The sequence below is a fragment of the Microbispora sp. NBRC 16548 genome, from assembly GCF_030268985.1.
Classification (GTDB): Bacteria; Actinomycetota; Actinomycetes; order Streptosporangiales; family Streptosporangiaceae; genus Microbispora; species Microbispora catharanthi.
The window spans coordinates 649,722-671,325 of sequence record NZ_BSSF01000004.1 but is presented as its reverse complement, the minus strand read 5'-3'; the positions used below and the strand labels follow the sequence as shown (position 1 = coordinate 671,325).

The 21,604-nt window shown below is 69.6% G+C and carries 21 protein-coding genes, 1 pseudogene and 1 riboswitch; of the genes and pseudogenes, 10 read left to right on the top strand and 12 right to left on the bottom strand.

Annotated elements, in window-relative coordinates; genetic code table 11:
* Positions 1 to 408: pseudogene (locus QSK36_RS14280) on the bottom strand (IS982 family transposase); the annotation flags it as partial.
* A gap of 410 nt (positions 409 to 818) precedes the next feature.
* A riboswitch (cyclic di-AMP (ydaO/yuaA leader) is annotated at positions 819 to 976 on the top strand.
* Positions 977 to 1,070: 94 nt separating this feature from the next.
* Here QSK36_RS14280 and QSK36_RS14275 point away from each other — a divergent pair.
* Entirely contained in the window at positions 1,071 to 1,613 is a 543-nt protein-coding gene (locus QSK36_RS14275; protein WP_221264620.1) for a C40 family peptidase, read from the top strand.
* Positions 1,614 to 1,704: 91 nt separating this feature from the next.
* Here QSK36_RS14275 and QSK36_RS14270 read toward each other — a convergent pair whose 3' ends face one another.
* A complete protein-coding gene (locus QSK36_RS14270; RefSeq protein WP_183544764.1) occupies positions 1,705 to 2,742 on the bottom strand; it encodes a helix-turn-helix transcriptional regulator in 1,038 nt (345 codons plus the stop codon).
* A gap of 94 nt (positions 2,743 to 2,836) precedes the next feature.
* Between QSK36_RS14270 and QSK36_RS14265 the strand changes: the two genes are divergently transcribed.
* Positions 2,837 to 3,235, top strand: coding sequence for a VOC family protein (locus QSK36_RS14265; RefSeq protein WP_183544761.1), 399 nt, complete (start codon positions 2,837 to 2,839; stop codon positions 3,233 to 3,235).
* Between the two features lie 173 nt (positions 3,236 to 3,408).
* On the opposite strand, the gene QSK36_RS14260 is transcribed toward QSK36_RS14265, so the two are convergent.
* Positions 3,409 to 3,669 carry a helix-turn-helix domain-containing protein gene (locus QSK36_RS14260; RefSeq protein WP_285782722.1) on the bottom strand — a complete coding sequence of 87 codons (261 nt, stop codon included), beginning with the start codon at positions 3,667 to 3,669 and terminating at the stop codon, positions 3,409 to 3,411.
* Between the two features lie 781 nt (positions 3,670 to 4,450).
* Between QSK36_RS14260 and QSK36_RS14255 the strand changes: the two genes are divergently transcribed.
* Positions 4,451 to 5,755, top strand: coding sequence for a CE1 family esterase (locus QSK36_RS14255; RefSeq protein WP_285782721.1), 1,305 nt, complete (start codon positions 4,451 to 4,453; stop codon positions 5,753 to 5,755).
* Between the two features lie 212 nt (positions 5,756 to 5,967).
* The gene (gene lgt, locus QSK36_RS14250) at positions 5,968 to 6,819 is read left to right on the top strand and encodes a prolipoprotein diacylglyceryl transferase (protein ID WP_285782720.1); all 852 of its coding nucleotides are present in this window, start codon (positions 5,968 to 5,970) and stop codon (positions 6,817 to 6,819) included.
* Here the strand turns inward: lgt and QSK36_RS14245 are convergent.
* From QSK36_RS14245 to QSK36_RS14220, 6 genes are all read right to left on the bottom strand, one after another.
* On the bottom strand, positions 6,814 to 7,830 hold the full coding sequence (locus QSK36_RS14245) for an alpha/beta hydrolase (protein WP_285782719.1): 1,017 nt from the start codon (positions 7,828 to 7,830) through the stop codon (positions 6,814 to 6,816). The genes lgt and QSK36_RS14245 overlap by 6 nt on opposite strands.
* A complete protein-coding gene (locus QSK36_RS14240) occupies positions 7,827 to 8,987 on the bottom strand; it encodes a glycoside hydrolase family 68 protein (protein ID WP_285782718.1) in 1,161 nt (386 codons plus the stop codon). The genes QSK36_RS14245 and QSK36_RS14240 overlap by 4 nt, the downstream gene beginning before the upstream one ends.
* Positions 8,988 to 9,104: 117 nt before the next feature.
* Positions 9,105 to 10,064: an ROK family protein gene (locus QSK36_RS14235; protein ID WP_285782717.1), complete on the bottom strand. Its 960-nt coding sequence runs from the start codon at positions 10,062 to 10,064 to the stop codon at positions 9,105 to 9,107.
* Positions 10,065 to 10,069: 5 nt separating this feature from the next.
* Positions 10,070 to 10,894: a carbohydrate ABC transporter permease gene (locus tag QSK36_RS14230; protein ID WP_183544747.1), complete on the bottom strand. Its 825-nt coding sequence runs from the start codon at positions 10,892 to 10,894 to the stop codon at positions 10,070 to 10,072.
* Positions 10,891 to 11,859, bottom strand: coding sequence for a carbohydrate ABC transporter permease (locus QSK36_RS14225; RefSeq protein WP_285782716.1), 969 nt, complete (start codon positions 11,857 to 11,859; stop codon positions 10,891 to 10,893). The genes QSK36_RS14230 and QSK36_RS14225 overlap by 4 nt, the downstream gene beginning before the upstream one ends.
* Before the next feature lie 6 nt (positions 11,860 to 11,865).
* Positions 11,866 to 13,221 (bottom strand): ABC transporter substrate-binding protein, encoded by a 1,356-nt coding sequence (locus QSK36_RS14220; RefSeq protein ID WP_183544743.1) that lies wholly within the window; start codon positions 13,219 to 13,221, stop codon positions 11,866 to 11,868.
* Between the two features lie 142 nt (positions 13,222 to 13,363).
* Between QSK36_RS14220 and QSK36_RS14215 the strand changes: the two genes are divergently transcribed.
* Complete coding sequence (locus QSK36_RS14215) at positions 13,364 to 14,425, top strand: LacI family DNA-binding transcriptional regulator (protein WP_183544735.1); 1,062 nt, start codon at positions 13,364 to 13,366, stop codon at positions 14,423 to 14,425.
* 80 nt (positions 14,426 to 14,505) lie between these two features.
* On the opposite strand, the gene QSK36_RS14210 is transcribed toward QSK36_RS14215, so the two are convergent.
* Both QSK36_RS14210 and QSK36_RS14205 read right to left on the bottom strand, forming a co-directional pair.
* Positions 14,506 to 15,120 (bottom strand): histidine phosphatase family protein, encoded by a 615-nt coding sequence (locus QSK36_RS14210; RefSeq protein WP_183544733.1) that lies wholly within the window; start codon positions 15,118 to 15,120, stop codon positions 14,506 to 14,508.
* Positions 15,121 to 15,221: 101 nt separating this feature from the next.
* The gene (locus QSK36_RS14205) at positions 15,222 to 16,454 is read right to left on the bottom strand and encodes a PEP/pyruvate-binding domain-containing protein (protein ID WP_285782715.1); all 1,233 of its coding nucleotides are present in this window, start codon (positions 16,452 to 16,454) and stop codon (positions 15,222 to 15,224) included.
* A gap of 74 nt (positions 16,455 to 16,528) precedes the next feature.
* Between QSK36_RS14205 and QSK36_RS14200 the strand changes: the two genes are divergently transcribed.
* From QSK36_RS14200 to QSK36_RS14190, 3 genes are all read left to right on the top strand, one after another.
* On the top strand, positions 16,529 to 16,924 hold the full coding sequence (locus tag QSK36_RS14200) for a DNA-binding protein (protein ID WP_285782714.1): 396 nt from the start codon (positions 16,529 to 16,531) through the stop codon (positions 16,922 to 16,924).
* The gene (locus QSK36_RS14195; RefSeq protein WP_285782713.1) at positions 16,921 to 17,556 is read left to right on the top strand and encodes a transcriptional regulator; all 636 of its coding nucleotides are present in this window, start codon (positions 16,921 to 16,923) and stop codon (positions 17,554 to 17,556) included. The genes QSK36_RS14200 and QSK36_RS14195 overlap by 4 nt, the downstream gene beginning before the upstream one ends.
* Positions 17,557 to 17,621: 65 nt before the next feature.
* On the top strand, positions 17,622 to 19,376 hold the full coding sequence (locus QSK36_RS14190; protein ID WP_285782712.1) for a glycoside hydrolase family 15 protein: 1,755 nt from the start codon (positions 17,622 to 17,624) through the stop codon (positions 19,374 to 19,376).
* A gap of 29 nt (positions 19,377 to 19,405) precedes the next feature.
* On the opposite strand, the gene QSK36_RS14185 is transcribed toward QSK36_RS14190, so the two are convergent.
* Positions 19,406 to 19,771: an FtsX-like permease family protein gene (locus QSK36_RS14185; RefSeq protein ID WP_183544723.1), complete on the bottom strand. Its 366-nt coding sequence runs from the start codon at positions 19,769 to 19,771 to the stop codon at positions 19,406 to 19,408.
* A gap of 154 nt (positions 19,772 to 19,925) precedes the next feature.
* Between QSK36_RS14185 and QSK36_RS14180 the strand changes: the two genes are divergently transcribed.
* Together QSK36_RS14180 and QSK36_RS14175 are read left to right on the top strand one after the other, a co-directional pair.
* Positions 19,926 to 20,870: a sensor histidine kinase gene (locus QSK36_RS14180; protein WP_285782711.1), complete on the top strand. Its 945-nt coding sequence runs from the start codon at positions 19,926 to 19,928 to the stop codon at positions 20,868 to 20,870.
* Positions 20,834 to 21,478 (top strand): response regulator, encoded by a 645-nt coding sequence (locus tag QSK36_RS14175; RefSeq protein WP_183544719.1) that lies wholly within the window; start codon positions 20,834 to 20,836, stop codon positions 21,476 to 21,478. Before QSK36_RS14180 ends, QSK36_RS14175 begins: the two co-directional genes overlap by 37 nt.
* The last annotated feature ends 126 nt before the right edge of the window (positions 21,479 to 21,604 follow it).

Here is a 21,604-nt window from a genome sequence, read left to right as displayed (position 1 = left end):
GCCGGCCAGGTCGCTGCGTTGGGTGGTCTGGCGGGAGCGGCCGCATTCGACCGGGGTGGAGTCGACCACCCACACGTCGTCGCTCCATAGTGAGGTATCGCGGCCGAGGATCCCGATCAGGTGGGTGATGAGGGTCGCTGCGGCCCGTAGCCGTTTGTTGTAGCCGGACTGGGTGGGCTGGTACGGGAACATGGCGAGCAGGTGCTCACGGGCGTAGCGCAGCCACCGGCGTTCGGAGGTGAAGCCGAGCAGCGCTGATAAGACGGCCATCGTGACCAGTTCGGCGTCGCTGAGGGCAGGCTGGATGCCGATCGGGGGACGTCCGGGAGCCAGGTCCGGGAAAGCGATCAGGTAGTCGTCGATCTTCACGTACAGTGCGGTGGCGAGGGTGTCTAGGTCTTTCGTCACAAATCGATCTTGGACACCCTCGCTTCATGTCCGCAGGCAGTTCGCGAACCTCAGCCCTTGGAATCAATCATCTAGACGACCAGCGCCTCCTCGCCGCCCGGTCGGCGCAGGTCATCCCTGCGAGCCGTTCGCGGTCTACATGCGCGCGCCCGGTGACCCGGTGACGCTTGACGAGTGTGACGAGCGCCACATCCTCCCTCCCATAACCACCGTGACCTGCGGTTTTGTGCTTTTGATCCTTTTTACGTGATCCTTACCCTTTTGGTGCCCTTTGCGGCGATGTGGGGCAACTTGGTAGTTTCCTTGCCCTACGACGGGGTCCACGTGACGCCGTCGTTACGAACCCGGCCCGGCCGTGTTCGAGACGACCATCCACTGTCACCGTCGCCACGTCCTCTCCGCCCCCCTGGGCGCCGGTGATGCCGAATCCGTGCAGCAAGGAGGCTCGGAGCCGGGGAACCAATCGACCTTCGACGAAGGTCTGGGGTGAATCGGCGCGCCAGCGCCGTAGGGCGACTTCCCTGCCCGAATCCGTCAGCTAACCCGGTAGGCGCAAGCGGAAGACCCTAGGGAGAGATCCCCTGTTTACCAACTCCACCACTCTGCTCCGCATTGCCTGCGTCACTTTCGGTAGCGCAGCGCTCGCCGCCTCCACAGGAGCATTGAGCGCACTCCCCGCGGCCGCCGCGTCGGCGACGGCCCCGCCCTCGGCTTCGACGGTCATCCCACCCGAGCCCCCCGCTACGGTGACCACCCCGTACAACGGCGAGGCTCCCACGGCGTCCACGGCGTCCACGGCGAATGACTCCGCGAACACGAAGCTCACCAAGTCGGCCCGCCAGCAGGAGAAGGCCGATCACGCCATCAAGGTGGCGAAGAAGCACCTCGGCGATCCGTACATATGGGGCGCCACGGGCCCACGGGCGTTCGACTGCTCCGGGCTGGTCCAGTTCGCCTGGCGCAAGGCCGGCGTCAAGCTCCCGCGCACGACGTGGTCGATGCTCGACGCCGTCAAGAAGAGGGTCTCCCTGGCGCATCTCAAGCCCGGCGACCTCATCTTCACCAGTGGCGGCGGCCACGTGGGCATGTACATAGGGCACAAGAAGGTGATCAGCGCTCCCCACAGCGGCGCGGTGGTCAGCGTCGACAAGCTCAACGGTTACTGGAGGAGCAGCTTCCTCGCCGCCGTACGCCCCGGCGTCTGACCCTGGGCCGCGGAGACATCCTCGCCGGAGATGCCCCGAGGCGTGCCGCCGCCCGGGGCATCTCCGCCGAGGGCCGACCAGGAGCCGGAGACTACGCGTCCTCCCAACTCACGCGCCGGCCGACTGTGCCCGGCGCGGGCGGGACCCTGCGGGCGGAGGCCGCGAGCCGGTCCGCGAGCGCGGCGACAAGGCCGCGGAGCTCGTCCGGTCGCTCGATGACGAACGGCCGGTCGAGCGACGCGAGCACCGGAGGCAACCAGTCGAGCCGCTCCGCTCGCAACTCGACGCGGAGCCAGCCCTCGGTCTCGGGATCCGCGCCTTCCTCGGACGGGGACTCCTCCACGGTCGCGACGCCGGCGGGAAGCCGGACGCGGATCTGCTCGACCGTCCCCTGGATCCGCAGGACCACTTCGTGCCGATAGCGAGCCTTGGCGAACCCTGACAGGACGTGCTGCGCCGGATCGAGCCCGGCGGGCGGCTCGAACGAACCGGGCAGGATCCTCGCGTCCGCGATGCGATCCAGCCGGAAGGTTCGATCCTCGCCGATCGCGGGATCCGCGCCCGTGACATACCACCGGCCCGAATGGGCGACGAGCCCGTACGGATGCAGCGTGCGTTCGCTGCGCCGGCCGTCGGCGGCGGCGTACCTGATCGAGATCGGCCGGCGATGGCGCACCGCATCGGCGACGGAGAGCAGGACCGCGGTGTCCGGGGCGGCGAACTCGCCGGGCGGAGCCGTGAAGGCGAGGGATTCGAGCACGGTGTCGAGCCTGTGGGCGAGCCGCTCGGGCAGGACCCGCCGGATCTTGGCCGCCGCCGTCTCACTCGCCGTGTCCGTCGTCGTCGTCAATCCTGACCGGCGGCCGGCGACCAGGCCGAGCAGCACGGCGAGCGCTTCGTCGTCGCTCAGCATGAGCGGAGGCATGCGATATCCGGGGGCGAGCCGATACCCGCCGTAGCGGCCGCGCACCGACTCGACGGGCACGTCGAGGTCGACCAGGTGGTCCACGTACCGCCGCACGGTGCGCTCGTCGACGCCGAGCCGGTCGGCGAGCTCGGCCATCGTCCGAATGCCACCCGACTGCAGCAGCTCCAACAGCGTGAGAACGCGATGAGTAGGTCGAGCCACGTCACACAACCTAGTGAAAATACTGGGCCGTTTCTGTCCGGTATCCGCCCTAGTGTGCCATCGGAGAACGACCCGACGAACCAGGGAGATCACCATGGACTTCGTATCGATCCGCATCATCACGGACGACGTGGCGCGCCTCGTGGACTTCTACGAGCGAGCCACGGGAGTGGAGGCCAGTCGGTTCGGCGAGGACTTCGCCGAGCTCAGGACGGCCTCCGCCACCCTCGCGATCGGCAGCACCCGCACCGTCACGCTCTTCGCCCCCGGCGCCGCCCGGCCGGCCGGCAACCGCAGCGTGATCATCGAGTTCCTCGTCGACGACGTGGACGGCGTGCATCAGAACCTGTCCGGCTTCGTCGAGGACTTCGTCAAAGAGCCCACCACGATGCCTTGGGGCAACCGGTCGCTCCTGTTGCGTGACCCCGACGGCAACCTCGTCAACTTCTTCACCCCTGTCAGCCCGGCGGCCATCGAGAAGTTCGCCCGCTGACGACACCGTTATCGCCCCGGCAGACGCCCGCGCTCTTTCCCCAGGCCGTCTCCACCCGGTCGCGGCGCGTGGCCGCCCCCGCGCCGCCCCGGGTCCTCCCGTAGCTCAGGTCGAACGGCTACGGGACTTCTCCGGTGCCGCACCCTTGGGTGATCCGAAGGCTCGGCATCGGGTCAGCGTTCGGGGCCGCGGACGCCTTCAAGCAGAAGCGTGACGTGCCTACGCCGGCCACCGGCACCGGTCATGTTCGCCATGGCGCCACGGGTGATGAGGACGAAGTCATCGGCGTGGAAGTCTTCACGAAGGCGACCGGCGTCGACCGCGCGCTGCACGATGCGTTGGCCGGTGATCGCCGCGAGTGGCGCTTGCTTGTCGGCGAAGTGCCGGTAGAGGGTGCCGACGCCCAAACCGGCACGCTCGGCGATCTCGTCCATCTGTCGCCACCGTCCGTCCGGGCGCAGGCGGCGAAACGGGCGGTCTCGTCGCCGGCGGTGCGAAGTCATCGACCATGTAATTTTCATCGCCGCGCCAATGGCAGCGGCGGCTTCTTCCCTGTTCAGAACCGAAGGAATGGACGGTTAGAGGCGAGGGACTCTCGATGAGATCGCAAGATCCTTGACAGATCTCATGACTTCATATTTGCTCCGCCTCACCACCACCTCCAGTCGCCCGGCAGAGAGGAGCACTTGGTCGCCCCCGTCGCTGTTAGCGCTAACATATCGTCGGCTCAATGCCAGGCGGAATTTGCTGGAATCGGCAGAGCCCGGCACAAGCCGCCTTCTGTCTGGTGTTCACCAGATCAGAAGGCGCTTGTCGAGATCCCGCCACGTTCTCCATCAGACACGTTCTCCATCAGAACCGCCGAGGAGAGAAGGCGGCCGGCGCCGTGCCAACGCTGACGGACCTCTGAACTCACCTTGCTTTTCACGGCAGGGAAAAGGGCGAGCACGCGCACGCCGACGATGGTCGGCCGCCGCGCTCCTCCGGGTCGACTGACGGTGGGCTCACTTAGCGTTCGAATCCGTCCGGGGAGGCCGCTCGGCCGGCATGACATGCCGGCCGCGGACGCCCCACCGGATAAAGGAAAAACCACTTGCTTCCCTATCGACGTATGTCGATTTTCGAACGGCAAAGGGAGTTGCGTTTAAGTTGAGACAGAGATCCATCTTTACCGCTATCGCGGCCGCCGCGCTTCTCGTCCTGACCACGGGACGCATGGCACTGAGCGACAGCCTCGGTGCAACCACGCCGTCCTCGGCCAGCGCCGTCGCAGCGGCGACCGCCGGATGCGGCAAGGCCCCGACGCTGAGAAGCGGTTCACAGACGATCACGACCAGCGGCAAGAGTCGCAGCTGGATCCTGAGGATTCCCGACAACTACGACAACAGCCACCCCTACCGGTTGATCTTCGCGTACCACTGGTTGAACGGCACCGCCCAGATCGTCGACTCGGGCGGATCGGACGGAGCCGTCTGGGCCTACTACGGGCTCAAGCAGCTCTCGAACAACAGCACGATCTTCATCGCGCCCCAGGGCATCAACAACGGCTGGGGCAACACCAACGGTGAAGACCTGACCTTCACCGACGACGTGCTGAGGCTGGTCGAGGGCGATCTCTGTGTCGACACGACGCAGCGCTTCGCCATGGGATGGAGCTACGGCGGCGCGATGAGCTTCGCGGTCGCGTGTGCCCGTCCGACGATCTTCCGTGCGGTCGCGGTCTACTCCGGCGCGCAGCTCAGCGGGTGCAACGGCGGCACTCAGCCCGTCGCGTACATGGGAATTCACGGCATCCACGACTCGGTGCTCAACATCTCCAACGGACGGTCGCTGCGTGACAGGTTCGTCACGAACAACGGCTGCACCCCCATGACCCCGCGAGAGCCCGCGCAGGGCAGCCTGACGCACATCATCACCGCCTACTCGGGGTGCCGGGCCGGATACCCGGTCGTCTGGGCCGCGTTCGACGGGGACCACACCCCCTCCCCGAACGACGGGTCCACCTCGACCAGCGGCGCCAGGACCTGGACCTCGGGAGAGGTGTGGAAGTTCTTCACACAGTTCCAGTCCGGTCCGACGACGTCTCCGTCTCCTTCTCCCTCCCCGTCGTCGTCGCCCTCCTCGTCCCCGTCGGCGTCCCCGTCGGCGTCCCCGTCGGCGTCCCCGTCGGCGTCCCCGTCGGCGTCGCCCAGCGCCGGATCGGGCGCCTGCCGCGTCAGCGCCACCGTGAACGCCTGGAACAACGGCCTGACCGAGAACTTCACCATCACCAACACCGGCTCCTCGGCCGTCAACGGCTGGTCGCTGGTCTTCACCCTCCCCAGCGGACAGACCATCACCAACGGATGGAACGCCACCTACTCCCCCACCAGCGGACAGGTCACCGCGAAGAACGTCAGCTACAACGGCTCGCTGGCCCCTGGAGCCTCCACTGATATCGGCTTCCAGGCCACCCACACCGGCAACGCCGCCAAGCCCACCGCGTTCACCCTCAACGGAAGCCCCTGCACCGTCGCCTGATCGGCAAGGATGACCGGGGGTGGCGCCCGACCGGGCGCCACCCCCGGCCCCTCTCCGGCGACAAGACCCGCAACCGAGGCAAACCGTCCCTTACCGCGGTCCAGCTTCGCCAGGCATCAGAGGAAAGAGCCGCAGGGGGCTCCGCCCCCTGCCACTTTGCGATCGGGTCACGAAGGCGGCCAAGTGGCCTCACCTTGACTAGCCTCACCGGCATGCCCCTTGCCTCGGTGCCCAGCCCTTCCCAAGGGGTCTGGTATCTCGGATTCATCCCGATCCGGGCCTACGCATTGTGCTTCATCGTCGCGATCGTCTTCGGCACCTGGCTCAGCGAGCGCCGCTGGCGCGCCCACGGCGGCGAGAAGGGCGCGATCAGCGACATCGCGGTCCCCGGGGTGATCTTCGGCCTGATCGGTGCTCGCCTCTACCACGTCATCACCGACTGGCAGACCTACTTCGGCCCGCGCGCGGTCAAGGAGCCCTACCGTGCGCTGTTCATCTGGGAAGGCGGGCTCAGCATCTGGGGCGCGGTCGCCCTGGGAGGCGTGGGCGTGTGGCTCGCCTGCCGCCGCCGGGGGCTGTCCCTGGCCGCCGTGGCCGACACGGTCGCGCCCGGCATCGCGTTCGGGCAGGCGATCGCCCGCTGGGGCAACTGGTTCAACCAGGAGCTGTACGGCAGTCCGACCACGTTGCCGTGGGGCCTGGAGATCGACCAGGCGCACGGCGGCGAGCCAGGGGTGCTCTACCACCCGACGTTCCTGTACGAGTCGCTGTGGGACGCGGCGCTCGGTTTCGGTCTGATCCTGGCCGGCAGGCGATTCACGCTGCGCCACGGCCGCCTGTTCGCCCTCTACGTCGCCGGCTACACGTTCGGGCGGTTCTGGATCGAAGGGCTGCGGATCGACCCGGTGGGCGGGGTGGACCACGCGGTGACGCTCCTGGGGCTGCGGATCAACCAGTGGACCTCGATCGTGCTGTTCATCGGCGCGCTGGTCTATCTCTGGGCGACTCGCCGCGGCGCTGCCGAGCGCCCGGCTGAACGCACTGATGCCGCTGCTCCCTCATGACCGCTCGGTCGCCGGGCCGACCGTGAGCCCTGCGGCCAGAGCGTCGAGCATGCCTTGGCGGAACGCGCGCATGGAGGGCACGGTCGCGTGGTGGTCGAAGTCGGCGCCGTGGTACATGCCGGGCTCGACGACGAGGTCGACCGGCACGCCGGCCGCTCTCAGCCGTTCGGCGTAGCGCAGGTTCTCCGAGTAGAACAGGTCGAGGTCGCCGACGCCGATCCACGCGGGCGGTAGGCCACGGAGATCCTCCCGGCGACTCGCCGCGGCATAAGGGCGGGGTTCGGCGACGCGCGGCCCGCGACCGAGATAGCAGGTCCAGGCATAGGTGTTGGAGCGCGGCGTCCATCCGATCCTGCCGCGTCCCCGATGGTCGCGCACCAGTGCCGTACGGTCGTCCAGCATGGGGTAGAGGAGCATCTGGAACGCCACCGGCAGCCCCTGGTCGTGCGCCTTCTGCACGACCGAGGCGGCCAGCCCGCCGCCGGCGCTCGCTCCGCCCACCGCGACGCGCGCACCGTCCACGCCGAGCGCGGGGGCGGCGTCGTGCAGCCAGCGCAGCGCGGCGAAGCAGTCGTCGAACCCGGCGGGGAAGGGGTGCTCCGGAGCGAGCCGATAGCGTGCGCTCACCACCACGATCCCCAGGTCGCGGGCGATGCGGCTGCACAGTTCGTGGTCGCTCTCGGGGTGGCCGAGAATCGTGCCGCCCCCGTGGACCCACAGCAGCGCCCCGCCGGGGCGCCGGGGCCCCGGCGACTCGTACACGAAGGCGTCCCGTCCGCCGGGGACGTCGTGCCGCGCGACCGCCACTCCCGCGACCGGGTCCGTCGTGCGGCGCGAGCGCCGCCGGGCGAGGGTCAGGCTCAGCTTGCCGATGATCGGGCGCGGCAGCCACAGCGCAGGTGTCCTCAGCTCCGGCGCGACGGCAGACAGTGTGTGGTGACGACGCGCCGCGGCGGCAGCGACGGCGGACGCCGCGAGCACTCCCGCCGCCGCGCCGCGCGACGTGCTCAACGCCCTGCTCCCGTGGACACGGGAACGACCACAGAGGTGGCGTCCTCGTGCAGGGTGAGTTCGAGAACGGGCGCGATCGTCCCGCCGAAGGCGGCCCTCGCCTCGGCGGGCTCGGCCGTCCACGGATCCGGCCCTCCGATGGAGCGGTAGTTGAGGAAGCTCACGACCTTCAGGTCGGGCAGGACCAGCCAGGCGTACGCCTGGTCGGGCTCCTCCGCGGGGTTGCGCAGCACGAGCCCCGAGCCGTTGAGCGGCGTGTACGGCCCGGTGAGGCTGGGGGCGACGAAGCCGTAGAGCCCTGTGGGCGCGCTTCCCGGCGGGTGGAACGAGTGACGATGCGTGCAAAAGAAGAGGTAGTACGACGACCGGTGCACCACGATGTGCGGCCGTTCGATCTCGTGGTTGACTCCGTCGGCCACGAGAAGAGGCGGCCGCAGCGACCAGCCGCCCGGTGTCCCGGCGGCGAGGGCCACCGCGCCCATGAAGGCGTGGTCCGCGTCGGCGGACGCCGCGACGGACGCGGCGACGAGCAGGTAATCGCGCCCGTCGGCGGGATCGCGGAACCAACCGGGATCGCGGAAGGCCTTGATCCGCCCGGGCCCTCCCTCGATCTCGTCGGCCGGCAGGTACGTCACGCCGTCCGAGCGGAGGACCTCCCGGTGCTCGGCGGCCTGTTCCAGCAGGACCCGGCCGTCATCGGTCACCAGCCGGGCGCGGGCCTCGACGACGGTCTGGGCGAACGTCGGCCGGGCCTCCCCTCGCCGGCCCGCGGCCGTGTAGAACACCGACACCGTCCCGTCCGGTCTGCGGACCGCCGATCCCGACCATTCGCGGCTGCCCGGCGAGGCTCCGTCGGCGAAGGCGTGGCCGAGGTCGGTCCAGCCGTCGCCGTCCCTGGCCAGCAGCCGGAGGCGGGCGCGGTCGTGACGCTCCTCGGGGTGGCCGAGGGCGGGTGCGGAAAGCGCCATCCACAACTCGCGGCCCCGCACCACGGACGTCGAGCCGTCCTCCTCCTGAATCGGCCACAGATCCCAGACGTCGTCGTGGGGCAGCACGCGCGGCGGTGCCGGAAGGCCGACGACCGGTGCCGTCGTCGCCGCACCGCCGGCCGGCGCGGCGAGGTGCCGCCGCGTCCAGCGCGCGGGCTCGCCGTTCACGCGGTCCCCCCGTCACGTCGCCGTCCGCCGGTGAGCGCCTCGTACGCGCCGGACCGGGTCTCCGGTCCGGGCGTGCCGTCTCGCCGCCCCCATGAAGCCATTCGAAGAACCTCCAACTCAGTCGCGCGGGGCGTTTCCCGGCGCGTCACAGAAAGCGTCACCAAAACGGGGTGAATTCGGCGCGGGCCGCGCCGCGCGTGCGAGTTCCACGGCTCCGACCACCCCCGAGCGGTCGCCGAGGGAGGGGCCGGTGACGTACTCCTCCATGGCCGCGGGGCCGGCGGGCACCGGCGCCCCCGGGTAGCCGGCGGCGAGGGTGAGCAGCCGCGCCCGCACGGCCGGAAGCAGCGCTGGGTGCTTGGCGACGCCCCCGCCGACGACGATCCGCTCGGGCGACAGGGCGTAGGTCAGGTTCATGACGGCGAGGGCGACGTACTCGGCCTCGAGTTCCCAGGCCGACGGATCGTCCAGGTGCTCGGCCGGACGCCCCCATCGCCGGCGCATCGCCTCACCCGACGCGAGCCCTTCGAGGCAGTCGCCGTGGAAGGGGCAGCTCCCCGCGAACGGGTCCCTGGCCGGGTCGTGGGGGATGCGGATGTGGCCGAACTCGGGATGAAGGAGTCCGTGCACGAGCCCGTCGTTCACCACCGCTCCCACGCCGACGCCGGTGCCCACGGTCATGTACGCGAACGTGCCGAGCCCCGCGCCCGCTCCCCGCCGCCATTCCCCCAGCGCCGCGGCGTTGACGTCCGTGTCCAGGCGGACGGGTACGTCCAGCGCGGCACGCAAAGGGGAGACGACGTCGACGTTCGCCCAGCCCGGCTTGGGCGTGGCCAGGATGCGGCCGTACGTCGGCGAACCCGGTCGCACATCCACCGGGCCGAAGGTGCCGATGCCGAGCGCGGCGAGCGGTCGACGGGCCTCGAAGAACCGCACCGCGGCGCGGATGGTCGTCTCCGGCGTACTAGTGGGGATCACTTCGGTCGCGAGAACGCCCCCTCCGGCGTCGGCGACCGCGCACACCCACTTCGTCCCGCCCGCTTCGATCCCCCCGTAGAACGGAGGAAATCCGTCCATGCGCGTCATCCCTTCAGGGAGCCCTGGAGCAGAGCCGTGACGAAGCGGCGCTGGAAGACGAGGAAGATCACGAGCGTGGGGGTCAGGATCAGCAGCGACCCCGCGCATAGCAGTGGCATGTCGGTTCCCCACTGCCCCTGGAAGGCGCCCAGGGCCCCGGACATCGTCCGCTTCAACGGGTCGTCGACGAGGACGATCGCCAGGAGGAACTGGTTCCAGGTCCACAGGAACAGCAGGATCGCCAGGGACGACAGCGCGGGCATGGCCAGCGGGACGTGGATGCGCCAGAAGAGCTGCCACACGTTCGCGCCGTCCATCCGCGCGCTCTCGGACAGCTCGTCGGGCATGTTGACGAAGTGCGCCCGCATCCAGAAGACCGCGAACGGCATGAACAGCCCGATGAGCGGCAGGATGATGGCCCACCGGGTGTTCAGCAGCCCCATGTCGCGCACCTGGTAGTACAGCGGCGTGATGATGCCCTCGAACGGCAGCGTCAGCCCGAGCACGAACGCGAGGAACACCAGGTTCCGTCCCGCCATCCGCAGGTGGCCGATGGCGAAACCCGCCAGCGTCCCGAGGAGCAGCGAGACGGGAACCACGCCGAGCACGATGAGCGTGCTCGATTTCACCAGCTCGATCATCCGCGCGGCCTGGAACGCCTTGACGAAGTTGCCCCACTGCGGATCGCGCGGCCACTCCAGGCCCGAGGGGTAGCTGCCGGACGGGTGCAGGGCGGTGACGAACAGGCTGACGAACGGCATGAGCGTGACCGCCATCAGCAGGACGAGCAGCAGCCTTGCGGTCCAGGTCTCCCGGCGTCCGACGATCATGAGGACCTGTCCTTGGTGAGCCACTGGATGGGAAGGGCGACGAGGATGACGAGCACCATGAGCACGACGGCCAGTGCGGACGCCATGCCCACCTGCCGCTCCGAGAAGGCCAGGTAGTAGATCTCCAGCCCGGGGACCATGGTCGCGTTCCCCGGTCCGCCCTGGGTGGAGACGTAGACGATGTCGAAGCTGGCCAGAGCCGCGATCACGGTCACCGTGATGCAGACGCCGATCTCCTGCCGCAGGCTGGGCACGGTGATCGAGACGAACTCGCGCAGCGGCCCCGCTCCGTCCATCCGGGCGGCCTCGTACAGCGCCGGGTCGATCTTGCTCATGCCGGACAGCAGAAGGATCGTGCACAGGCCGAGCAGCACCCACGCCCCGATCACGCCGACCGCGGGCAGGGCCGTGGAGAAGTCGCCCAGCCACGCGCGTGCCACGCCGTCGAGGCCGACGTACCCGAGCAGCTGGTTGACCAGTCCGGTCGACGACAGCACCCAGCTCCACGCGATGCCGGCGGCGACGAGCGGGATGACCTGCGGCAGGAACAGGACGGTCCGCGCCACCAGCGCGAGCCGGCTCGCGGCGATCCGGCGGATCGTCGAAGCGATCGCCAGACCCAGCACGACCGGGATCACGCTGAAGAAGACGATCAGCTTGATCGCGTTGAGGATGGAGGCGAACAGGTCGGGGTCGGTGAACACCCTGGCGTAGTTGCCCAGTCCGGCCCAGGTGGACGGGCCGATGCCGTCCCAGCGGTACAGCGAGTACTGGACGGTGAGGGCTATCGGCCGTAGGACGAAGACCGCGTAGACGATGAGCGCCGGAGCCACGAACAGCCAGCCGACCCAACTCGGCGTGCGGAACCCCGCCGCGCGGGCGGGGCTCCGCTTCCTCGTCACGGCTGCCGGCCCGGGGCGGGTCGCAGGGGGATCGACCGCGCTGTCGGGAGTCGGCCGTGTCATCGGTGCTCAGCTCCCCCCGACCTGGCTCGTGTAGTCGCTCTGCACCGACTTCAGCAGCTCCGCGGGGTTCTGCTGACCGGCGACCAGCTTCTGCAACTGGGGCGTCCAGCTCTTGGCGTAGATCGCGCCGGTGGCGTTGGCGATGAAGTCCATCGAGCCGTTGTCCTCGGCGATCTTCGCCCCCGCCTCCAAGGTGCTCGCCGTGACCGTGCCCTTCGCCACCTCGGGCATGGGGGCGTCCGCCGGGCCCATGGGGTGCGACCCGCCGACCTTCACGCCGATCTCACGCGCCTTCGGGTCGGTCGCCACCCAGTTGAGGAAGAACGCCGCGCAGTCGGCGTTCTTCGCCCTGGAGCTGATCCCGTAGGTGAGGGGCGCCGACATCGCGGCCTGCTTGCCGCCCTGCTGCACCGGCGGCATCAGGAAGAAGCCCACGTCACCCGGCATCTGCTTGTCGAGGTTCCCCGACTCCCAGTCGCCGTTGAACATGAACAGGCCCTCGCCCTTGATGAAGCGGCTCATCATCGTCGCGTAGTCGACGGCGTTGACGTCCTTCCAGAAGTACCCGGCCTTGATCCACTTCTCCAGGTGCTGCGTCGCCTGGAGGTTGGAGGGGGTGTCGATCGTGGCGCCCGGCTTCTGGTAGATCCAGTCGTTGATCGGCTTTGCGGGACCGTACGCGGCCATGAGGTCCTGCAGGGGGAAGGCGAGACCGCCGGTGGCCCCGCCGTTGAACTGGGCGATCGGGGTGATGCCCGCGCTCTTGGCCTTCGCGAGCGCGTCGTCGAGTTCGGCGAGGGTGGCCGGCGGGGACGACATGCCGATCTTGGCGGCGAGCTTCGTGTTGTAGAAGACGCCGGTCATGCTGAAGTTCAGCCCCATGGCGTACAGCGAGCCCTCACCGCGGGTCTTCCCGCCGGGGGCCATGCGCATCTGTTCCAGCTGGGAGGCCGGCCAGGAGTCCCAGCCGAACGCCTTCGCGTAGCCGTCGAGGTTCTTCAGCAGGTTGTTCTTCACCAGCTCCGACACCTGGGGAAGCCGCATCAGGTCCGGCGGATCGTCGGCGAGGACGCGCGGCGCGTTCTGGGTGATCACCGCGAACTGGTCTTCGCGGATGTTCCATTTCACGTTCGGGTGCTGCTTGGAGAACTCGGTGCTGAGCTCCTTCGGCAGGGGGAAGCCGGTCTCGACATAGGCGTTCAGCGTGACCGGCGCCGTGCCGCAGGTCGGCGCGGCCGCCAGGGACGCGCCGGTGGCCTCCGGCTGGGGGGCGTCGCCGCCGGGCGCCCCGCAGCCCGCCGCCAGCGTTCCCCCCATCACGACCGCGAGCGCGGCCCCGTTCCAGCGAGTTCGACGCGACATCTGCGTCTCCTTGATTGCTCGGGGACTCGCCGGCACACACCGGACGCCCCAGGACTCAGGTTTGCTAAATCGGATTAGCAGTGCGATAGTCTCATCACACGAGTCGCGGGGTGTCAACCCCCACATCGCAGGAGGTCATCCGGTGAGCCCACGACGGGTCACGCTGGCGGATGTCGCCAAGATCGCCGGCGTCTCGCCGACCACCGCGTCGCTCGCGTTGTCCGGACGCGGCCGGGAGTTGCGCATCTCTCAGGATGTCGAGCAGCGCGTCCTCAAGGCCGCGGCCGAGTTGCAGTACCGGCCGAACATCGTATCCGTAGGCCTGCGAACTGGGACAACTCGGACTATTGGCTTTGTTTCGGACACGGTCGCCACGTCGCGGCTCGCCGGCGACATGATCAAAGGAGCACTCGAGGCCGCGCGGGAGCGCGGCTTCATGCTGTTCATCGGTGAGACGGAGGGAGACGCCGAACTCGAGCGGCTCCTGCTGCAGGCCATGCACGACCGTCAGGTGGACGGGATCATCCTGGCCGCGATGTACACGAGAACCATCAGGGTGCCGAAGGGCATGGCGGTCGCCCCCGCCGTCCTGCTCAACGCGCTCCCCAAACAGCCGTCACCGCTGCCCTCGGTCATCCCCGACGAGATCGAGGCCGGACGCGTCGCCGCGAGGGCTCTGCTCGACGCCGGCCATCGCGAGGGCATCCACCTGATCGGCGCCGGCCCCGGGCGGCGCAACGTCCCGCCGGGCGGAAGTGTCGCGGCCGTCGAACGGCTCATCGGCATTCGCGAGGTGCTCGCCGAGGCGGGGGTCAAACCGGCGGGCGGCCACGTCACCCCCGACTGGCAACCGGAGTACGGCCTCGCCGCGACCCGGGCGCTGCTGCAGAAGGAGCGTCCGCGGGCGTTGATCTGCTTCAACGACCGGCTCGCCCTGGGCGCCTACCAGGCACTCGACGACTTCGGGCTCAAGGTGCCCGCCGACGTCTCCGTCGTGTCCTTCGACGACCACCCCATCGCCTCGTGGATGCGTCCCCAGCTGACGACGGTGGCCCTCCCCCACTACGAGCTCGGCCGCAAGGCCGTCGACGTGCTGTTCACGGAGATCGGCCGTGACCGTGAGGACGACGGCGGGGAGGGCGAAGTGCATCGCGTGCCGATGCCCATCCGCCTCCGGGAGTCGGTCGCGTCGCCGGGCGCCTGACCGGCTGACCACGGCCGGCCTGGGCCAGAGCGGCGTCGCCCCGGCCCAGGTATGAGTCCGTACGGGCAGCAGGAGCCGCCTCAGGGCCGGATGCCTGCGGGGAACCCGGTCCAGCGTAGGCCGGGCGGGAGGTGGCTCATGTCGTTGAACATCACGATCGTGGGCGGCAGCCCGTCGCGGTACTCGATCACCGTCAGCGCCGTGTTGGCGCTGTTCAACCCGAGCCACCGGGATGGCGGCGCGTCCAGTGCGTGCCGCACCAGCCACGCGATCGGGTAGGCGTGCGTGACCAGGACCTCGTGTGTGTCGGGCCGGGTCCCTTGCGTGGTCGGGTCGGGGACCTTCGCGAACCGGGCGATCAGGGCCTCGGCGAGCCTGTGGCCCGAGGCCGCCTCGGTGTCGTCGTAACCGTCGAAGAAGCCGGCCCAGGACGGGGGTGTCTCGGCCGGGCCGGGGACGTAAGGCACGTGGTCGACGAGTTCGGCGGCCTCGGTTACGGGCACGTTCGGTAGATGACGGGCGAGTTCGTGCGCGCTTGCTACGGCCCGTGGGAGCGGAGAGTGCCACACGGCGTCGACCGGTACGCCGGCGAGCCGTTCGCCCAGCAGGCCTGCCTGCCGGCGCCCGATGTCGGTGAGTTCCCCGAACGCGTCGGCCGCGCCGTGGCGTGCCAGGTAGAGGCGTCGAGTTGTCATGCGTCGTCAGGGGCGGTCCGTGCGGACCGTTTCCCCTCTCCTTCCGATCGGTACGTGTGGGTTCGGCGGCGGACGCTTCGCCCGGGGACGGAAGTGATCAGTCACGCGTTCGTCGCCGTGACGGTGCCGGTGGCGCCGTCGACGGTGATTACGGTGTCGTCGCGGAGCCTGCTCGTCGCGTTCGGAATGCCGAGGACGGCGGGGATGGCGTGCTCTCGAGCGACGATCGCGGCGTGCGAGAGCACGCCTCCGGTTTCGGTGACGACGCCGGCGGCGATGCGCAGCAGCGGCGTCCAAGCAGGGTCGGTGAAGGGGCAGACGAGGATGTCGCCCGGGCGCACGCGCGCGAAGTCGCCGGGACCACGGACGATCCTCGCGGTGCCGGTCACGGTCCCGTGGCTGCCCGGCGTTCCGGTGAGTGTGGCGGCTGGGATGTCGGAGGCGCCGGAATGCGACGTCGGTGGTGGGGGTGCGGCGGTGACCGGCCGCGCCTGCAGAATCCAGATGCGGCCGTCGGCGATCGCCCACTCGATGTCCTGCGGTCCACCGAGTGCGGCAGCGATCTGTTTGCCCAGCCTGGCCAGCTGTGCGGCGGTCGCGTCGTCGACCGTCGGCTGGTTCCGGGCAGCGGTGGGCACGTCGCGGATGACGAGCCGCGTGCCGCGCCGGTCAAGGCGCTTCTGCTTGTCTGCGACGGTGCGGGCGACTGACCCGTCCTCGGCGACGCGGTAGGCGTCGGGGGTGACCTTGCCCTCGACGATGCTGGGGCCGAGGCCCCAGGACGCCTCGATCCGGGTCGCGTCGTCCGGGTCCGCGGGTGTGAACATGACCCCGGACACCTCGGCGTCCAGATGGCGTTGGACGATGACGGCCATCAAGAGATCGTCGGACGGTTGGTCGTCGCGGCCGGAGGCGGCCCGGTAGGCGATGGCACGCGGGGAGAACAGCGAGGCCCAGCAGGCACGCACGGCCTCGGCGACCGCACCGACTCCGTGCACGGCGAGGAAGCTCTCGTGCTGACCGGCCGCCGACGCCTGACCGGTGTCTTCCCTCGCTGCCGATGATCTCACCGCCACGGGTGGGTCGCCGATCTCGTCGAGCGCGCGTCCCAGCGCGTCGATCACGGCCGCGCGGACCGGGCGGGCCTCGATCGTCCGCCGCACCGCGTCGACGTCGTCCGGCTCTCCGGCGAACCGCCCGAGGTCCAGGTCGCGGACAGCGGCGAGGTAGGCGGCGAACGGGACGACGAAGCCGTCAGGAACCGGCAGACCCGCACGGAGCAACGCGCCGAGTGCGCCGGCCTTGCCCCCGCAGGTATCGGCGACTGCCTCCATGAGGGGTACGATCACCCGCTCCACCCTTCAACAGAAGATTGACAACAATTTGTTGATTGTGCATCCTGAAGCGCATGGATCGCAAGCACGACATGGCTCACGGCGTGCACGCCGACCACGTCCAGGCCCAGCGTGAGCGGGACGCGCGCGAACGTCTTCTGAGCGTGGGCGCAGATGAGATCGAGGCCCGCCCGTGGCGTCCCTCACCCGCCCCGCTGTCGGCGGTCGACCTCGCGCATTTCGCCGTCTGGCGCAACGCCGAGCTGGACCCGGAGGACATCCTGAGCGCGCTCGCCCTCCTGCCCGCCGCACGAGCCGAAGTCGAAGGACTCGAATCCGCCCTGCTGTTCATCGCCCGGAGCGCAGGTCTGACCTGGGCGCAGATGGCGCACGTGATGGGGTTCAACTCCCCGCAGGCATGCCAGCAGCACTACACCCGCCTGGCGGCACGACAGGACGCCGGCTCGTGACGCGGGACTCTTCGCGCAGCCTCCTGGTCCTGCACGCCGTTCGCATCACCGGGTTCGCGGACACTCCGGTGATCGCTCGCCGGTACGGACTCGATGCGGACACGACGAAAGAGGTGCTGCGCGACGCCGAGGCACGTGGCTGGGTCGAGCACACCGCCTTCGCCGGCACCGGAGGCTGGTCGTTGACCGAACCGGGCCGGACCGAGAACGAGCGCCTGCTCGTGGCCGAGCTCACACGCGTCGGCGCCGCCGACGAGGTCCGGGACGTCTACCGCAGGTTCCTCCCACTGAACGCCCTCCTGCTGCAAGCCTGCACCGACTGGCAACTCCGGCCCACCGCCGGCGATCGGCTCGCCGTCAACGACCACTCCGATCCCGCCTGGGACGCCGGAGTGCTGCATGAGCTCGCCTGCATCGACCGGGCGCTCACCCCGCTCGCAGACCGGCTCGGCCGCGTCCTCACGCGGTTCCGCGGATATGACACAAGATTCACCACAGCCCTGGCACGCGCCCAAGCCGGGGACGGCGCCTGGGTCGACCACACCGACGTGGACTCCTGCCATCGCGTCTGGTTCGAGCTCCACGAAGACCTCATCGCCACGCTCGGCCTCGACCGGCACGCGGAACCCTGACCCCGCTGCGGGGCCCTGGCCCGCTCCCCCATAGGTGGCGACGGCCGGCGAGTAGCGTGGTCCACATGCGGATCGAGGACTACGCCCTCATCGGGGACACGCAGTCAGCCGCCCTCGTCGGTCGCGACGGATCGATCGACTGGCTCTGCCTTCCCCGGTTCGACTCCCCCGCATGCTTCGCCAAGCTCCTCGGTGACGAGTCCAACGGGTTCTGGCGGCTGGCCCCCACCGGGCATGAGATGGCCACGCGGCGCGCGTACGTCGACGACACGCTGATCCTCGAGACCATTTGGGAGACCTCCACGGGGACCGTCAAGGTCATCGACTTCATGCCTCCCCGGCACGTCAACCCCTCCCTGGTCCGGATCGTGGAGGGCGTGTCCGGGACGGTGGACATGACCACAGAGATCAGCATCCGGTTCGACTACGGCAGGATCGTCCCCTGGGCCCGCCGCTTCGACGGCCGCCTCCACGCCATCGGCGGGCCCGACTCGGTCTGGATCGCCACTCCCCTCCACCTGGAGGGCAGCGGCGACCGGCACACCGGCACCTTCACGATCGCCGCAGGGCAACGCCGGTCGTTCGTGTTCACGTGGCACCCCTCACACCAGCCGGAACCCCGCGGCATCGATCCCAGCGAGCAACTCACCGAGACCAACCTGTTCTGGGAGGAGTGGGTCTCCCGCTGCTGGCTCCCGGGCCGCCACCGCGCCGCCGTGGTCCGCTCCCTCATCACGCTCAAGGCGCTCACCTACAGCCCGACCGGCGGCATCGTGGCGGCTCCCACCACGTCGCTGCCCGAGCATCTCGGCGGGGTGCGTAACTGGGACTACAGATATTGCTGGCTGCGCGACGCCGCGATGACGCTCGACGCCCTGACCGAATCCGGATACGTCACCGAGGCCGGCGCCTGGCTTGACTGGCTGCTCCGCGCCATCGCGGGCCGTCCGGAGGACCTCCAGATCATGTATGGCGTGGCAGGCGAAAGGCGCCTGCCGGAGCAGACGCTCGACTGGCTTCCCGGGTACGAAGGCTCCCGGCCGGTGCGGATCGGCAACGGCGCCGCCGGCCAGCTTCAGCTCGACGTCTACGGCGAGGTGCTCAACTGCTTCTACCGGGCCCGGAAGCTGGGGATGCCGCCTCACGACTACGCCTGGACCATCGTCTGCCGGCTGATGGACTTCCTGGAGCACAGCTGGGCCCAGCCCGACGAGGGCCTGTGGGAGGTACGCGGCCCCCGGCGGCACTTCGTCCATTCCAAGGTCATGGCGTGGGTGGCGGCAGACCGGCAGGTACGGGCGATCGAAGAGCTCGGCCACACCGGTCCCCTCAAGCGCTGGCGGGCCATGCGGGACCGGATCCACGCCGAGGTCTGCGACAGGGGCTTCGACCGCGAGCGCGGCACGTTCACCCAGTCGTACGGCTCTCGCGAACTCGACGCGGCGCTGCTCCTCATCCCGATCGTCGGTTTCCTGCCCCCTGAGGACCCCCGGGTCACCGGCACGATCGACGCGATCGAACGTGAGCTGATGACCGACTGCTTCGTGCTGCGCTATCCGATCTCCGAAAGCAACGACATCGACGGCCTGCCCGGAGCCGAAGGTGCCTTCCTCCCCTGCAGCTTCTGGCTGGCCGAAGCGCTCAACCTTGTCGGCCGCAAGGACGAAGCCATGGTCCTGTTCGAGCGGCTGCTGGCCCTCACCAACGACGTGGGCCTGCTCTCCGAGGAGTACGACCCCGTCCAGGGGCGCCATCTGGGCAACTTCCCTCAGGCGTTCACCCACCTGCACCTGATCCATACAGCCCTGGCGCTCTGCTAGTGATGCCGGAACGTTCACTGGCTTGACGCTCACGCGAGCTCGGATCGGAGGATCTCAGCCACGGAGCGGTGGGCGCCGAGGCGGGATGGGACGGCGGTGAGCCCTGCCACCACAAGCGGGGTCCCGAGCAACACGAGGAGCAGCCACCCTGGCGGTGGGACGGTGAGAACTCCGTGTCTGAAGATGTCGCACAGGTAGATGCCCGCAGGGATGCCGACGACGGCACCCGGCAGCGCGGGGAGCAGCTGTGCCGCTGACAGTCCTGCGCTGACCTGTCCAGGGGTCGCGCCGAGAGCGCGCGACAGTGCCGATGAACGCCTGGCGTCGAGCTTCGTCGCCCAGGTAATGGCGATCATGTTGATGGTCGCGAGAACGACCAACGTGATCGTGATCATCACCATCATCTGGTTGATCCGGTCGATCCGCGGATCGTCTACATCGTGGGAGAAGTGACGGGCCAGATAGGAATCGTGGACGGCCCTGAACGCATGCGGAGGCTGCGTTCTGGTCGCCGCGCCGGCCGGGCTGGTGCTCTATGGGCTGGGGGCCATGGTCGCGCTCGGCCCAACCGGGTCGCAGGCGCCGGATCTTCCAGCGCCTGCGGCCCCTGCGGCGCCGTCCGCTCCAGGTCCCGCTCTGCCGGCCGAGACGCACTCCGAGGGCCTCATCCACTGGCTGGCCATCCCGCTTCACCCCGGCAGCCTTACCGCGTGGCTGGCCATCCCACTGGGTCTGGCGATAACCGCACTCGGGCTGTGGGCCGGCCTGCGAATGCTGCCCGCGTACGGCGTGTTCGCCCGCTCGATGCTGGGACCGACCCGCCAAGCCGAGCTGGCGCTACGGGTCCGGCACCTGGCCCGGACCCGGTCCGACGCCATCGACACCGGCGCGGCCGAGATGCGCCGGATCGAGCGGGACCTGCACGACGGCGCGCAGGCCCGGCTGGTGGCGATGGGAATGACCCTGGACGCAGCCTCGCAGCTGCTCCACACCAGCCCCGCGGCTGCCGAGGCACTCCTCGCCGAGGCGAAGGATTCCTCCGTCAAGGCGCTGGCCGAGCTGCGTGACCTGGTCCGCGGCATCCACCCGCCGATGCTGGCCGACCGCGGCCTGTCCGACGCGGTCCACGGACTGGCTCTGGACATGCCGCTGCGGGTCCATTTCGCCGGCGAGCTACCCGGCCGTCCTCCTGCACCGGTCGAATCGGCGGCCTATTTCGCGGTCAGCGAGCTGCTGGCCAACGTGTCCAAGCACGCGGGGGCCGATCAGGTGTGGATCGACATCAGCCATGCCGGCGGGATGCTGCGGATCGGCGTCACCGACGACGGCCGCGGCGGTGTCGACCCCGCCCGCGGCACCGGCCTCCGCCGCGTCGAGCGGCGCCTTGCCGCGTTCGACGGCGTTCTGGCCGTCAGCAGCCCGCCAGGCGGGCCTACCATGGCGACCATGGAGATCCCGTGCGCGTTGTCATCGCCGAAGACCTCTTCCTCCTGAGGGACGGTCTGACCCGGATGCTCGAGGCGCACGGACTGCAGGTCGCTGCCGCCGTCGACAACGGGCCGGATCTACTTGCCGCCGTGACAGCGGACAAGCCCGACGTAGTCATCGTGGATGTCCGGCTGCCCCCGACCTTCACCGACGAGGGACTGCGGGCTGCGCTGGAAGCCCGGCGCCAGATGCCCGGGCTGCCGGTGCTGGTGCTGTCGCAGTACGTCGAGCAGTTGTACGCCCGCGAATTGCTGGCCGGCGGCACCGGCGGCATCGGTTACCTACTCAAGGACCGGGTGGTCGACAGCGCCCAGTTCGTCGACGCGGTGCGCCGGGTGGCCGGCGGCGGTACCGCGATGGACCCGGAGGTGATCGCCCGCCTGCTGGCACACAACTCCGGCGATGGCGCCGTCACCGCACTCACCCCGCGCGAGCGCGAGGTGCTCGCCCTGATGGCAGAAGGCCGCTCTAACGCGGCGATCGCTGCGCAAATGGTCATCACCGAGCGGGCCGTCGCCAAGCACACCGCGTCCATTTTCCTCAGGCTCGGCCTGCAGCCCTCCGACGATGACAACCGGCGGGTCCTCGCCGTCCTCGCCTACCTCAACCGCTGACCCCGCGCGCGATCGCCGGAGCCGTGAAGACCACGTCAGACGCGGCCTACTCGAGGCATCGAGTCGAGAGGTGTGTCGAGCCCCTGGACCCGGGTAGGGCACAGCACGGTCACGGAAAGTCAGCGC

What these genes read in the sequence shown, in the direction of transcription:
- QSK36_RS14265 (WP_183544761.1), top strand. Translation starts at nt 2,837, where the DNA reads ATGGACTTCGTATCGATCCGCATCATCACGGACGACGTGGCGCGCCTC.
- QSK36_RS14260 (WP_285782722.1), bottom strand. Translation starts at nt 3,669, where the DNA reads ATGGACGAGATCGCCGAGCGTGCCGGTTTGGGCGTCGGCACCCTCTAC.
- QSK36_RS14255 (WP_285782721.1), top strand. Translation starts at nt 4,451, where the DNA reads ATGGCACTGAGCGACAGCCTCGGTGCAACCACGCCGTCCTCGGCCAGC.
- lgt (WP_285782720.1), top strand. Translation starts at nt 5,968, where the DNA reads ATGCCCCTTGCCTCGGTGCCCAGCCCTTCCCAAGGGGTCTGGTATCTC.
- QSK36_RS14235 (WP_285782717.1), bottom strand. Translation starts at nt 10,064, where the DNA reads ATGGACGGATTTCCTCCGTTCTACGGGGGGATCGAAGCGGGCGGGACG.
- QSK36_RS14230 (WP_183544747.1), bottom strand. Translation starts at nt 10,894, where the DNA reads ATGATCGTCGGACGCCGGGAGACCTGGACCGCAAGGCTGCTGCTCGTC.
- QSK36_RS14225 (WP_285782716.1), bottom strand. Translation starts at nt 11,859, where the DNA reads ATGACACGGCCGACTCCCGACAGCGCGGTCGATCCCCCTGCGACCCGC.
- QSK36_RS14220 (WP_183544743.1), bottom strand. Translation starts at nt 13,221, where the DNA reads ATGTCGCGTCGAACTCGCTGGAACGGGGCCGCGCTCGCGGTCGTGATG.
- QSK36_RS14210 (WP_183544733.1), bottom strand. Translation starts at nt 15,120, where the DNA reads ATGACAACTCGACGCCTCTACCTGGCACGCCACGGCGCGGCCGACGCG.
- QSK36_RS14205 (WP_285782715.1), bottom strand. Translation starts at nt 16,454, where the DNA reads ATGGAGGCAGTCGCCGATACCTGCGGGGGCAAGGCCGGCGCACTCGGC.
- QSK36_RS14200 (WP_285782714.1), top strand. Translation starts at nt 16,529, where the DNA reads ATGGATCGCAAGCACGACATGGCTCACGGCGTGCACGCCGACCACGTC.
- QSK36_RS14190 (WP_285782712.1), top strand. Translation starts at nt 17,622, where the DNA reads ATGCGGATCGAGGACTACGCCCTCATCGGGGACACGCAGTCAGCCGCC.
- QSK36_RS14185 (WP_183544723.1), bottom strand. Translation starts at nt 19,771, where the DNA reads ATGATCACGATCACGTTGGTCGTTCTCGCGACCATCAACATGATCGCC.
- QSK36_RS14180 (WP_285782711.1), top strand. Translation starts at nt 19,926, where the DNA reads ATGGTCGCGCTCGGCCCAACCGGGTCGCAGGCGCCGGATCTTCCAGCG.